A 13,952-nucleotide genomic window follows, 5' to 3' on the forward strand; every position below is an offset into this window, starting at 1 on the left:
CTATGAAGTTTAAAACAATCAGACAACTACTTACTACTTTTCTTCTCGTTGCCCTTACCTTTTTTCCTGCTCTTTTACAGGCTCAATCATTTGGAAATCCGGGCGGTTCGGGCGGCACAATTGATAAAGTTTCAGTTGAGGTGATTCCCGGCCAAGAAACCGTCACGGCGGGATCAGAAGTAGCGTTTGCCATCGCCATGGATATCGACGACGGATGGCACTTGAATGCACACAATCCCCCGCTCGATTACCTGATAGGCGTAGAGCTGAAGATGGAAAGCAGTGACCGGGCTATTGTTTCAGAGATTCAGTACCCCAAACCACTGCAGAAGAAATTCAACTTTGCAGAAGAAATTCTGGATGTCTATGAAGGAACATCGCATGTACTTTTAAAAGCAAAAAGCAGTAGTAATCTGGAGAAGGGTACTTATTCGCTTAAAGGTGAATTTACGATCCAGGCCTGCAGCGACGAGGTTTGTCTGCCTCCAAACGATGTTGAACTCGAATTTCCGTTTACCGTAGGTGAAGAGAACATTCCGGCCAACACCGATCTTTTTAGTGATCTCGAGTCTAACCAAGGGGCGGTTTCGCAAGGTAGTGCTAATGAAATTGCTTCGATGTTTAGTGAGCAAGGAGCCATTTGGGCTTTTTTAAGTATTTTCTTGATCGGACTTGCACTTAATTTAACTCCTTGTGTGTACCCCATGATGTCGGTAACTATTTCCCTTTTTGGCGGTACATCAGATAAGAAAACTACCTCAACAGCCCGTACATTTTCTCGCGCATTGGTCTATGTACTTGGTATCGTTTCGATGTATAGCGTGCTGGGAGTGATAGCTGCCTATACCGGCGATCTTTTCGGTAGTTGGATGCAGAGTCCCTGGGTTCTCGGAGGTATCGGCGTTCTCATCCTGCTGCTTTCGCTCAGCATGTTTGGTCTTTATGAGCTGCAACCTCCGGCCTGGATGATGCAAAAGCTCGGTAAAACGCAGCAAACTACCGGCTATATCGGTCACTTTTTATCTGGTTTACTGGTAGGTGTTTTTGCCGCGCCGTGTATTGGCCCGCCCGTTATTGCGCTGCTTGCTTTTGTCGGCGCTCAGGGCAGTCCTGTATTTGGATTTTTTGTTTTCTTCGTGATGGCGCTCGGACTCGGAATTCCATACCTCTTCCTCGGTACTTTCAGCGGATATCTCAACAAAATGCCTAAATCCGGGGTATGGATGGTCTGGGTCAAAAAGCTGTTTGGCGTTGTGTTGGTGGGTGTAGCCCTCTTTTACTTAGCCCTGGCATTTTTCCCACAGTATACCATGTACTCGGTATTGGCAACGCTATTTGCCGGTGGTATTTACCTTGGATTCCTGGAACGCTCTGCCAACGACAAGAAATTTTTCCGGTGGTTCAAATATGCTACCGGTATTGCTGCACTCATCGGCGCCTTCCTTCTATTCCAAAACCTGCAAAAGGAAGGTATTAAGTGGCAAGAATATGATGCAGATTTAATTGAGGAAACAGACAAACCGGTCATCCTCGACTTTTATGCCGACTGGTGCATCCCCTGCATTGAGCTGGAGCGACAGACTTATGTAGATGAGGAAGTCATTGCAAGCACTGAGGACTTCCTTCGGATGAAGGTTGATCTTACACGCTACGATTCTGAACGGGCGGAAAAACTTAGAAAACAGTATGATATCGCCGGAGTACCGACTGTGATGTTTTTAGATTCGGAAGGAAATGAAATCCGCGAGGCGCGCGTAGTCGGCTTTCTTGGACCGGAGGACTTCCTCAAAAAAGTTGAAACGGCCAAACAACAGTAGACTACGTTAACTTAGCCTCATTCCGAAACAATATTAACATAATCAGTTATGAGTAATAAAAAGAAACAAAACAGCTGGAAACGAAGCCTCATCGAGTGGGGGGTTATAGTCGCAGTTGGAGCTACTTTATATGCAACCGGCCTGCATACCGAGGTGCTTGGCACTATGCAACGGGCCATGCTCTGGACCGGCTTTTTTGATGCCGATACATCCGAAATTGCTACCACTGACGGCCCCATGCTATCGGATTCAGACTACCAATTTGCCATGCAAACCACCGATGGAGAAACTATTTCGCTGAGTGAGTTTCGTGGGGATGTGGTATTCGTAAATGTATGGGCTTCGTGGTGCCCACCGTGTGTGGCCGAAATGCCGACAATTGAAACCCTTTACGAGAATGTAAACAGCCACGAAAACATAAATTTTATTTTACTTTCCATGGATGAAAACTCTCAAAAAGCAGTCGATTTCATGGAGGGAAAAGACTTTCCAATGCCTTATTATTTTCCGGCTTCGGGGCTACCCGCTGAGTTTCGAAGTGAGTATTTGCCGACCACGTACATACTCTCAAAGGAAGGGAAAGTCACCTATAAAAAAGAAGGTATTGCCGATTACAGCTCGGCAAATTTTGCGCGATGGATGATAGAATTAGCTGATAAATAAATCATCAGATGGAGAAAATTTCTTGGAAAGCACCCCATCCTGATTAGAACCAGCGACGAACCTCTGATTTATACCTGTGAAACTCGTCATCAAACTTTTCTTCCATCACCCTTTCCTCGGGAATAATCTGGAAGCGATTCATATATCCCACAAACAGTGGAATCATAATGAACACCAATATATTACCAAGATAAAATCCATATCCGATCAAAATCATCAATAGCCCCAAATACATGGGATTTCGCGAGATACTATAAATACCATTTGTAACAAGATTACTTGCTTTCTTTGGTTTATGGGGATCAATGGAGGTTGACGCTTTGTAAAATGCAACCAGCCCCAACAGACCAATCCCACCTCCAATCCCTAAAAAGATAAAACTAACCCATAGCAGGGGATCAAAAATCACCCGGCTAAAATCAAGGTTATTGCCAATCCACCACATGACCGCGGCAATAATCAGGGTCACAACAGCCGGTGGTATTTTGAGCGCTAATTTCATAAGCTTATCTATACTTTAAGTGAGCCGTTAGTAATGCAAAATAGAATAATATTTAGACCTATGCTGTTCAATTATTAAGATAAGAGTAAATACTAAACACGTATTTTCAACCTCACAATACCAGTAACCATGCGGACTGCACAAGAGGCCAAACAATTCTGGGACGATCGTTATTCAAGCGGCAATTATATTTACGGCACGCAACCAAATCGCTTTTTTAAGGACAAAATTGACGAGCTTGAACCCGGTTGGCTTCTATTACCGGCCGAGGGAGAAGGCCGAAATGCTATTTATGCAGTGCGAGAAGGATGGAAAGTTGACGCCTTTGATATCAGTGAAAAGGGTCGTAAGAAAGCGTTGGAATTGGCAAAACGTAATCATGTTACAGTTAATTACTATCTAAGTAATTTTGAAGATTTTGACATTACCAATAAGCAATATGATGCCGTAGCCCTGATCTATACCCACTTGCACAAATCTAAACGGCGTGAAACTCATCGTAAACTCATTACAGGATTAAAACCGGGCGGGCATCTAATACTGGAAGCTTTTTCAAAAGAGCAACTCGGCAACGATTCTGGCGGACCGCAAGATATAGATATGCTTTATAACTTAGACGAGTTGCTTGAAGATTTTGATAATCTTCAAATAAAACATGCCGGCTCCATAGAAATTGAACTTAAAGAGGGCAACCATCACGAAGGGACAGCCAACGTTATTCGAATTTTGGCTATGAAGTCCAAAGGATAATTAGAACAGTAGCAACGAAATATCGTGACTGCGCAAAGCATAGTCACGAGATAAATTCAGGTACAAGTTCCCGGACTTAACATTCTATTTACTGCTCTCTATCCCCGCATTTACCAAATCCTGAAACCCACCGATATTATAGACATTCTTGAAGCCGTTTTCCTTCATCAACTCAACAGCCTGACCACTGCGATTACCCGTTCGGCAGTACAGGTAGTAAGTTTTTTCTTTATTTAGTGAATCCAGGGAAGCCTCAAAATCTCCATTCAATAAATCCAAATGGTCATCAACCATTGCTAAATGTCCCTGATTATATTCCTCCTGAGTACGTACATCAATAACTACACCCGGAGTCTCATCAACTTTTTCCTGAAATTGCTCCGCACTTATTCGCGTATTGTCAGCTTCGGTTTGTGCGCAAGCCTGTCCTACAAAAAGCGTCATTACTGCTACCAATCCAAGGATAAATAAACGTTTCATTATAATATTCCTTTATTTTAAAATTTGTTATTCCTTTTCAAATCCGGCATTTATAAGACTCTCTAACCCACCTACATTATACACATTTTCAAAGCCTTTTCGTTTCATAACCTGTGATGCACGTCCGCTGCGCGCTCCCGTCCTACAATACAAAAAATAGTTTTTATCTTTATCTAACTTTTTGATCTTCTGTTCAAAATCAGAGGAAGATATATCGAAGTTATAGTCCGTTTGCTCTAGATGAGCGCTATTAAATTCATTCTTTGTTCGCACGTCAATAATAACGCCCGGCCCTTCTTGCAACAGTTCTTTGAATTTCTGTGGGGGGATCATGTTTTTAACGTTTCTAAGTTTATTGAGATAAAAAAGAGCTACTGCAACAGCAATTAGTATTATTATTGTTAATGTATCCATCGTCACGATTTTCAGTTCGATATTAAATATTCATATAAATGATATAGACACCCATCACAATAAGAAATATTGCAAACCCCTTTTTGAGCTTTGCGTTCGAAATCTTATCACTCACTTTATTTCCGATTAAACTGCCGGCAGCCCCGATTAAACTAAAGATAATAACAAGCTCCCAGTTTACAGAGAGGCCCAACTCTTGCAATACCTCTAAGTATTTATAAAAACCACTAAAACTTTTAAGTGCGATAATAAATAAACTTGTTCCCACCGCTAACCCCATGGGCAGACCACTAAGGAGCACCAACGCCGGGACAATTAAAAATCCACCACCTACACCTACCAGTCCTGTTAATATTCCAACGAACAGACCCTCAATCGCTATTTTCCACCAGGCGTGGTTAATTTCATGCTCCCCATCAAGCATCAAGTGCGTTTTATCCCGAAACATCATGACAGCTGCCACCAACATTACTGCGGCAAAAAGTAGTAACTGAAAAGTAGCCGAAACATATCCCGCAGAAATGGCCCCTAAATAGGTTCCTGCCATACCGGGTAATCCAAACAATACTACACTACGCCAGTGGACCTGCTTCTTAAGGGCGCATGGAATAAAACCGGCTAAGCTAATAGCTCCGACTATTCCCAGCGATTCAGCTATCGCTACCTTTTCCTGTTCACCGGCAAGGTAGATTAATACAGGTACGGTAAGTATAGATCCGCCGGATCCAAGCAAACCTAATGATAATCCAACCAGTAAAGCCCCAATCCATGCTAAAATCATAACGGGTAAATATACAATAAATTCGGATGGTCGGCTATCAACCGACCATCCGCAGGTTAGGGGATCTATCAAAAGCAGAAGTGCTAACATTATGGTTAATCTCCTGCTTGTTCATGGCAAATTCTTCTTCTTATAGCACTGAATCTGCTTCTGTTACAGCCCCTTACCCAAATCGTTTTATGTGTTAGTTTTTGGCTTTAGCACCACTTTGAGAATTATCTTCCACACCGATACCCAGCTTGGCAAAAATCTGTTCTGCCAGGCACCACCTTGTAAAAGATGACTGAAATAAATTGAGTCCGACAAACAGCGTTAACAGAAACCAGTAGGGACTCACGAAATACCCCAACGCTAAACTTACGGTTACAATGGTACCGGCCAGCATACGTATGGCACGCTCCATGGGCCGCATTGTTGAACAACTTGCGTTTTGATCACTCATAATATTGCTTTGTTGATTATTGATATTAATTCTTTGTTATGCTGATTCTTCAACACTTAATGAATATGCATGCAGCGGATTCTGTTTCTCAGCTCCTGTTTCTTTATTATAGATTTTCACTTCCTCCATAACTCGCTTGACACATTCTTCGTCTTGTATTGAAAAGAACAATGTGGAATATACTCCGTGATCATCCTTTGCAAACCAGTTCGAGATATCCGGCTGATACTCTTCGGTTCTAAAACCATGCACATTGGTTTCGCTGTAAATAGGAACTTTCTGCCGTGCTAAAATTTTGCGAACGTCATCGGTGTACTCTTCGATACTTAGTATGATTAGTAACTTCATAATATGATGTTTTTAATTATTGATAATCACGACCGGGCTCACTATTCCAAACCCCGGCCGTGATACCTGCTTAACCTTACGTTTGCTCTCCTTTGAGCTTCTTTACTTTATTTTCAACCATAAAGTAGATCAGCGGTATCATTACCAGCGTTAATGCTGTAGATGCTACCGCACCGCCCATCAGCGAGATTGCCAGTCCCTGGAATATCGGATCAAACAGTATTACTACTGCACCAATAACCACGGTACCTGCCGTCAATAAAATAGGCATACTTCGCACGGCCCCGGCCTCAATGACCGCCTGCTTAAGCGGTTCCCCGTCGTCAAGCCGTATGTTGATAAAGTCGATAAGTAAAACGGAGTTTCGCACCATAATACCGGCCAGGGCAATCATTCCGATCATGGATGTGGCCGTAAAGAAGGCACCCAGCACCCAATGACCCACGAGAATACCAATCAACGAAAGCGGAATCGCAATCATCATAATGATGGGCACTTTGAAATCCTGGAACCACCCGATGATCAGCATATAGATAATCACCAGCACCACGGCAAAGGCAATTCCAAGATCTCGGAACACCTCGTAGGTAATTTGCCATTCACCATCCCATTTAAGGGTATAATCGTCTGTCATAAACGGCTGACCTGCAAATATCTGTGAGAGGTTATAACCTTTGGACATTTCAATATTATCGATCTCATCACCCGTATCGAGCAAGGCATAGACCGGACTTTCAATTTCTCCGGCTACCTCAGCCAGTACATAGGTTACACGCCGCTGATTTTTGCGGTGAATACTCGATTCAAGGGTATCCTCAGTCACGGTTACCAAATCAGCAACAGGGATCATCGCTCCTGATGCCGATTTCATGTGCAATTGCTTGAGCTTTTCGATATCAGAACGATCAGCCTTTGGTAACTTCACCGTGATGGGTACATCGTTCAATTCTTTTTCACTGTAAAGGCGTGATACATCCTTACCACTCAGTGCCATAGTTACAGTTTGTACCACTTGCTTGGATGAAATACCCGACATCATCGCCTTTTCGGTATTCACATCCAGCTTGTACTTTGTCTGGGGAGCTTCAACCATCCAATCAACATCGACGATCCCTGCCGTTTTCTCGAAAATGTCCTTCACTTTATGACCGACCCGCTTACGCTCATCGGTATCGGGACCGTAAACCTCAGCCACAATCGTAGACTGTACTGGAGGTCCGGGCGGTACCTCAACAACTTTGACGTTGGCGTCATATTTTTCGCCCACCTTTTGAACCATGGGACGCAACCGTTTGGCAATAGCATGACTTTGATCGCTCCGCTCCCCTTTATCAATCAAGTTCAGCTGGATATCTGCCACGTTGGGACCTTTTCGCAAGTCATAGTGCCTTACAAGACCGTTAAAGTTGATCGGGGCATTATCACCGGCATAGATTTGGTAGTCCTTAATCTCAGGCACATCTTTCAGGCTCAACCCCACTTCTCGTGCTACGGCATTAGTCCGCTCCAGCGTAGTGCCTTCCGGCATATCAATGATAAGCTGTACCTCATTCTTATTATCAAACGGTAACATTTTTACCTCTACCATTCGAAAGACGAACAACAACATAGAAGCAAGCAGCAGAACTGTTACTCCACCGATAAACAACCAGCGTTTTGAGATACTTTCAAGCAGCGGATTCATTGTACGCTCATACCATTTGTAAATGAACGTTTCTTTAAGGTCATACTCTTTGTCCTCTCCATTTTCATCCTTTTCTGTATTACCGTGCGGCAGTAAAATGTAGGCCAACCACGGAGTAATAACGAGAGCAACAATCAGCGAGAAAATCATCGCCAACGAAGCGCCTATCGGCATAGGACTCATGTAAGGTCCCATCAATCCCGATACAAAAGCCATCGGCAATACCGCTGAAATTACGGTAAACGTGGCCAGAATTGTCGGGTTTCCAACCTCACTAATCGAGGCGATGGCCGCCTGCTTAAGCGGGAGTTTCTTCATCTTAAAGTGCCTGTGCATGTTCTCGGCAATAATAATCGAGTCGTCAACCACAATACCCGTCACAAAAACCAGTGCAAAGAGCGTAATCCGGTTCAGGGTATATCCTAACATGTAGTACAGAAACAGAGTAAGCGCAAAAGTCACCGGTACCGAAAGAAATACAACCAATCCGCCACGCCAACCGAGGGCCAAAGCCACAACAAACGTCACGGCCAAAATAGCAACCAGCAAGTGCTCAAGGAGTGAAATTACCTTGGCTGATGCGGTCTCTCCATAATTTCGAGTAGTCGTAACATTTATATCGGCCGGAATTAAACTGCCATCAAGCTTATCTACTTTTCGTTGGATCTGTTCGGCAATCGCCATTGCATCGGCGCCCGAACGCTTGGCTACCGAAATAGTGACCGCGGGATACGATTCACCCGCATTTAGACCGGACTGTTGAGCTTTTTGATGGCCAACCCCGTACGATGCATATTCCGAGGGTTCCTCCGGCCCGTCACGGATCTCAGCAATGCTGTGTAAATAAATAGGATCTCCATTCTGCACATCTACAACAACGTTCCGTACATCTTCGGCGGATTTAAAAAAGTCTCCGGTATCCACCAAGTACTCAGTATCGTTACTGCTGAATGATCCGGACGAAAGTTCTTGATTGGCCGCCTGTATTTGCCCGACCACCTGCATTGGATCAATGCCGTAAGAGGACATTTTATTCTTGTCCAGATTTACTGAAACCTGTCGGGCACGCCCGCCGTGGATATCGGTCTGCGCCACATCCTCGACCTGCTTAATCTCCAAGGCCATCTCATCGGCCACGCGACGCAAATCAAAATCACTGTATTTATCACTCCATAACGTCAACGTCATGATCGGGACGTCATCGATGGAGCGGGTTTTCACCATGGGTTGGGTCGCCCCCTCGGGAAACCGATCCATGTTCTTCATGATCTCATTATAGAGCCGAACCAAACTGCGCTCTACATCTTCGCCAACATAGAAGCGGGCAGAAACCATCGCCTGGTCGGGCATAGAAGTAGAATAGACATATTCGACCCCTTCAATATTGGAGAGTACTTTCTCGAGGGGGATCGCAATATTCTTTTCTACCTCCTCGGGCGTTGCCCCGGGATAACCGACAAAAATATCGGCCATCGGTACATCAATTTGCGGCTCTTCTTCGCGCGGTGTCAGATAGGTTCCGTAAAATCCCAGCGCCAGAAACACAATCATCAGCAAAGGCGTCAACTTCGAGTCGATAAACCCTTGCGCTATTTTTCCTGCAATTCCAGTCTTCATAATGGTATATCTAAATAATTTCTATTTACTGCGTATTTACTTTGCGACCTTCGCGTAGCGGCTGATCAACCGAAGCCACATACGATTCCCCTTCCGACAAACCCGATAAGACCTCTATCCCACCGGCACTTTCATCGCCAAGGCGAACCCAGCGAAGCACAATTTCGGAATCATCATTCAGCGTGTATAAACCGGTCAACTGTCCGCGCTCAATGATGGCAGATTTGGGTACGACAATCGAACGATCACTCTCCGTTACCAATCCTACCTGCGCAAACATGCCCGACTTTATACCTGCATTCTTTTCCAGCTCTGGCAGCATCACCTCAACAGCAAACTGTCGGCTACCTCGATTACCAGCCTGATTAATATTTTGAACCACTCCAATACCATCGTTAAAACCAGCGGCTTTTATATCCACCGAAACAGTATCATCATAATTAAACAACGAAATATTGCTCTCCGGAACGGTGATCTTTACTTTCATGATACCCTCCTGCTCAAGCGCAATAATAGGCTGTCCCGGTGAGGCCATATCCCCTTCGGAAGCCATCTTTGAGACTACATATCCATTGAAAGGTGCCGTTAATCTGGTGTACTCAAGCATATCTTCCACTTCCTGTAGCTTGCTCTCCAGCGTTTGTACTTTAGCCTTGGCCATCTCGTACTGCGTGGAAATATCGTCCAGCTCCTTTTGCGTAGCACTTTCCTGCTCATGCAAATTCATAATACGGTTATAATTGGTCTTCGTATTATTCAGTGCGGCTTTGGCTTCAATCAGCCTTGATTCAACCTGGTTTTTCTGCGCCTGCAGATTATCATCTTTAATCTGAATTAACACGTCACCTTTGCTAACGTAATCTCCTTCTTCAAGATCCAGCTGGGCAATACGTCCCATTACTTTGGTACTCATGTTGATCGTACGATCACTGCTTACTGTCCCTGAAAAACGGTGTGATGCCGTTCCCTGCACGTATTCTGCAGTTTGCGTATCTACCGTTACGGGCTGATCATCTGTGGGCTGCTCACTTTCAGAAGAGCTGCACGAGATCCCCACCAACATTAGCACTGCAAGTGCAGATAATAATCTTCCTGATATGTTCATGATGCTATATTTCATTGTTCTATTTGTTTTGTTGTTAAAATCTTATGAGAAAATTAGTAGGGCATTTCGCGCTCAAGCAGCAACTCCAGTGTTGCTACACTTAAATTGTATTGATAGAGCGCATTGAGTCTCTGCAGTTTACTTTGGAGCAACTTGGTTTCGGCTTGCAGTAGATCAGTCATTTTTTCCATGCCCTGCTCATAGCGATTATTCCGGATGCGAAAATCTTCTTCGGCCTGCTCCACTGATGCTTTAGCAAACTGAAGCTGTTCCTGAGCCTGGTCAAGTGAGCGCTGTGCCTGTTGTATTTCCATCTTGTTTTTGAACAGACTGCTTTCGTATGCCAGCTCTGCTTTTTTATACTGAGCTTTCGATTCCATTACCTTGCCCACATTTTCAAATCCTTTAAAAAGATCCCACTTGAGCGTTGCGCCTATCATATAACTGTCACCCTGCGTACCGAACGGCACCTCATCATTAAATTCGTAGCTGCCAAACAGATTTATACTGGGAATGAAGTTGAACTTTGAGGAACGCTGCATCTCTTTTGCGGCCGACAGCCGGTACTTCATAGCCTGCAATTTGGCATTGGTTGAGTTTTCAGCATCAATCATCTCATCCGAAATGCCGGGACGCATCTGCAGGCTGTCCGTAGCCTCAATGGCAATATCCTCTTTGATATTCAGAAGGTAGCGGAAATTATCCTGCACGGTCTTTCGCTGGTCACGAACTTTTGACTGCCGACTTTTTAACTCCAGCACACGCACCTTCGCCGCCAGGTAATCGGCCTTGTTGATCATATTCTGCTCGTAATAGTTCTTGGCCTGACGCTCATTCTCCTGCGCCACCTCCAGTGATTGGGTGATCACTTCGTCCTGCTTCTCCATTAATTGAAGCTGATAATAGGTGTCTTTCACTTTGTAGCGGACATGCTTAATGGTTCCCTCCATCTTCTTTTTTGCCGCTTCCAACTGATTTTTTACCGCTCGGCGCTGAAAAATGGCATCCGCATTAAACAGAGGCTGCTGCGCCTTAAAGGTAGTCGTAAAATTATCGTAGGCATCGGGATCATTTAACCGTGTTGGATTAAAATCGGCCTGCGTCACCGCTTCCTGCTTTAATTTAAAGCCAAAAACATTCAGCGGATCATTTGTTGAAACGCCCGTCTCCTCTATCGAAAGCTGCGGCAAAAACGCGGCATTGGTTTGCCGAAACTGTGAGCGAGTTTTCTCCATATCGGCCTCGGCCATCCGAATTTCGAAACTGGCCTCTTCCGTAATAGCAAGGGCCTCTTGCAGGCTCATCTCCCGAACATCCGTCGTATCAGTAGCATTAGACTGTGCCAGTATCGGCTGAAATGAAAACACCATTACCCCGGCCAACAGCACTAATATTTTGTTTGTCATCTTGTTAATAGTTCGCATTGTATTCCATCTTATTTAATAGTTTCTATCCCTGAGCACTTCAGAGAATATTTTTTAAAATCCGGGTTTACAGCTGATCAATTACTTTTTGCAATTTTGATCGAACCTCATCCGCAATGGGATGCAACTCGTCACTCTCAACCGCTTGCATCGAAGCCACTGGATCTACGGCTGAAACTTCAACCTGTCCGTCCTCGTGCTCTTCAACAATAACATTGCAAGGCAGCATTACTCCTATTTTATCCTCTGCTATAAGTGCCTTGTGAGCAAACTCTGGATTACATGCGCCCAGTATTCGATACTTTTTAAAATCCACGTCCAGCTTCTTTTTCAGCGTATCGGTAACATCAATTTCAGTCAGCACCCCAAACCCTTCATATTTGAGTAGGGCCGTTACCGTTTCAATAGCTTCGTCGAATGATTGATCGGTTGTTGCAGAGTAAAAGTATTTCATAATACTGTTGGTTTGATTGTTTTTGTCATGCATGAATATAGGGACAGAAACTATAGTTGTCAATACAAGTAAATACATATATTCGATAATGTTGATATGCTTTCTCTATATCGGCCTATATAGCATTTATGATGTGCATTCGAAGCAATTATAAATAATACATGTTAATAAACTTGTATTAACAGGTATTTGATTTAAGTATATTTTTATTTAGCTTATGGTAAATATGACTAACAACGAAATGACTATGGATTTAAAGGAAGGCATACCACTGCACAAGCAGATCAGCGACTGGCTGAAACAGGAAATTGAGAGCGGGGCGTTAACATCCGACGAAAAGTTGCCCTCGGAAAATGAGTTAAGCCAAAAATTTGGTGTGAGTCGTGTAACCGTTCGACGGGCCCTGCAAACCCTTGAAAATGAACAGCTTATCTATCGTTGTCAGGGGCTGGGCTCATTTGTTACCGATCAGCGTACACACCAGTCATTTTCTATTCTTAACGACTTTTCTGAAGAGCTCGAAGGGTCGGGCATGGAAGCGAGCTCAAAACTAATTTCATTTGACCAGGTTGACATCGCTGATCGCAGAGATTTACTTTCGTACCTGGATATCGAAAACAAAACGATTGCCGTGCGACTGGAACGCGTGCGTTTGGGAGACGGCGAACCTATCGCCTACGATATTACCTGGATGCCCATCTTTTACGGGCAGCTTATAGAGGGATATGACCTGGAACAAACAACCATTTTCCAGATTTTGGAAGACGAATTTGACATCCCCATAGAGAAAGGGTGCTATCGTTTTGAAGCATCAGCTGCCGATGAAAAACTTTCTAAGCATTTACAGGTTGAACCACATACGCCGTTACTGTTGATGAACCGTATTTCGTACACCATCGGTGAAAAGCCGGTGTACTATCAGCAGCGCTACTACCGCAATGATAAAATGGTTTTTGAGATCATGGCGGAACGACGATCATCTAAGAATACAAGTAGTAACGACAATCTACCCTTTAAAGAAATGGTTCCCGTTTTTAGAGAAAATAAATAGAATCAGACTTCCCCTAACAACTCATGAGGTATAAATTATGAAAAAGAACATGGGCACTATCGACCGATTAACCAGAACACTTATCGCTATTATAGTCGGAATATTGTACTTCACTGATGTTATTTCGGGTACTACGGCTATAATACTTGGTGTATTTGCAATTATCTTTTTAGGTACCAGCCTGATAAGTACCTGTCCCCTCTATATGCCGTTTGGACTTTCAACCCGAAAACAGAAGTAATTTTTACGGTACATCATATTTAAACCTATAAGGCGACCTTTGATGGTCGCCTTATTTATTTTATATCCCTTTCTTCTTTTATTCATAATAATGAAACGTTCCTGTCCTTACCTCAACAAATTAAGCTAAAATGTTATAAAAAAATCTCTTACACTGTTTATCTACAGCGTGAAGTAACC

General features: G+C 43.8%; 15 protein-coding genes. 5 read left to right on the forward strand and 10 right to left on the reverse strand.

Annotated features, from left to right (window positions below; genetic code table 11):
* The first annotated feature begins 2 nt into the window (after positions 1-2).
* Positions 3-1,817, forward strand: coding sequence for a protein-disulfide reductase DsbD family protein (locus CK503_RS06410; protein WP_095605973.1), 1,815 nt, complete (start codon positions 3-5; stop codon positions 1,815-1,817).
* Positions 1,818-1,865: 48 nt separating this feature from the next.
* A complete protein-coding gene (locus CK503_RS06415) occupies positions 1,866-2,480 on the forward strand; it encodes a TlpA family protein disulfide reductase (protein WP_095605974.1) in 615 nt (204 codons plus the stop codon).
* 43 nt (positions 2,481-2,523) lie between these two features.
* On the opposite strand, the gene CK503_RS06420 is transcribed toward CK503_RS06415, so the two are convergent.
* Positions 2,524-2,982: a methyltransferase family protein gene (locus CK503_RS06420; RefSeq protein ID WP_095605975.1), complete on the reverse strand. Its 459-nt coding sequence runs from the start codon at positions 2,980-2,982 to the stop codon at positions 2,524-2,526.
* 129 nt (positions 2,983-3,111) lie between these two features.
* On the opposite strand from CK503_RS06420, the gene CK503_RS06425 reads away from it, so the two are divergent.
* Positions 3,112-3,732 (forward strand): class I SAM-dependent methyltransferase, encoded by a 621-nt coding sequence (locus tag CK503_RS06425; protein ID WP_095605976.1) that lies wholly within the window; start codon positions 3,112-3,114, stop codon positions 3,730-3,732.
* 84 nt (positions 3,733-3,816) lie between these two features.
* Here CK503_RS06425 and CK503_RS06430 read toward each other — a convergent pair whose 3' ends face one another.
* The 9 genes from CK503_RS06430 to CK503_RS06470 all read right to left on the reverse strand — a co-directional run bounded on the left by CK503_RS06430 (position 3,817) and on the right by CK503_RS06470 (position 12,481).
* Complete coding sequence (locus CK503_RS06430; protein WP_217988353.1) at positions 3,817-4,212, reverse strand: rhodanese-like domain-containing protein; 396 nt, start codon at positions 4,210-4,212, stop codon at positions 3,817-3,819.
* Positions 4,213-4,239: 27 nt separating this feature from the next.
* Positions 4,240-4,626 carry a rhodanese-like domain-containing protein gene (locus CK503_RS06435; protein WP_217988354.1) on the reverse strand — a complete coding sequence of 129 codons (387 nt, stop codon included), beginning with the start codon at positions 4,624-4,626 and terminating at the stop codon, positions 4,240-4,242.
* A 22-nt stretch (positions 4,627-4,648) separates the two neighbouring features.
* Positions 4,649-5,407: a sulfite exporter TauE/SafE family protein gene (locus tag CK503_RS06440; RefSeq protein WP_095606180.1), complete on the reverse strand. Its 759-nt coding sequence runs from the start codon at positions 5,405-5,407 to the stop codon at positions 4,649-4,651.
* A 184-nt stretch (positions 5,408-5,591) separates the two neighbouring features.
* Entirely contained in the window at positions 5,592-5,849 is a 258-nt protein-coding gene (locus CK503_RS06445) for a YgaP family membrane protein (RefSeq protein ID WP_217988355.1), read from the reverse strand.
* A 36-nt stretch (positions 5,850-5,885) separates the two neighbouring features.
* Positions 5,886-6,197 (reverse strand): hypothetical protein, encoded by a 312-nt coding sequence (locus tag CK503_RS06450; protein WP_095605977.1) that lies wholly within the window; start codon positions 6,195-6,197, stop codon positions 5,886-5,888.
* A 76-nt stretch (positions 6,198-6,273) separates the two neighbouring features.
* Positions 6,274-9,498, reverse strand: a complete 3,225-nt coding sequence (locus CK503_RS06455) for an efflux RND transporter permease subunit (protein WP_095605978.1) — start codon at positions 9,496-9,498, stop codon at positions 6,274-6,276.
* Between the two features lie 25 nt (positions 9,499-9,523).
* Positions 9,524-10,618: an efflux RND transporter periplasmic adaptor subunit gene (locus CK503_RS06460; protein WP_095605979.1), complete on the reverse strand. Its 1,095-nt coding sequence runs from the start codon at positions 10,616-10,618 to the stop codon at positions 9,524-9,526.
* 38 nt (positions 10,619-10,656) lie between these two features.
* Complete coding sequence (locus tag CK503_RS06465; RefSeq protein WP_176466234.1) at positions 10,657-12,009, reverse strand: TolC family protein; 1,353 nt, start codon at positions 12,007-12,009, stop codon at positions 10,657-10,659.
* Positions 12,010-12,094: 85 nt separating this feature from the next.
* Positions 12,095-12,481: a DUF302 domain-containing protein gene (locus tag CK503_RS06470; RefSeq protein ID WP_095606182.1), complete on the reverse strand. Its 387-nt coding sequence runs from the start codon at positions 12,479-12,481 to the stop codon at positions 12,095-12,097.
* 247 nt (positions 12,482-12,728) lie between these two features.
* Here CK503_RS06470 and CK503_RS06475 point away from each other — a divergent pair, with 247 nt between their 5' ends.
* A complete protein-coding gene (locus CK503_RS06475; RefSeq protein WP_217988356.1) occupies positions 12,729-13,532 on the forward strand; it encodes a GntR family transcriptional regulator in 804 nt (267 codons plus the stop codon).
* 37 nt (positions 13,533-13,569) lie between these two features.
* A complete protein-coding gene (locus CK503_RS06480) occupies positions 13,570-13,773 on the forward strand; it encodes a YgaP family membrane protein (RefSeq protein WP_095605982.1) in 204 nt (67 codons plus the stop codon).
* Positions 13,774-13,952: the final 179 nt, after the last annotated feature.

Origin of the sequence: Fodinibius salipaludis (genome assembly GCF_002287075.1) — a bacterium.
GTDB classification, from domain to species: domain Bacteria; phylum Bacteroidota; class Rhodothermia; order Balneolales; family Balneolaceae; genus Fodinibius; species Fodinibius salipaludis.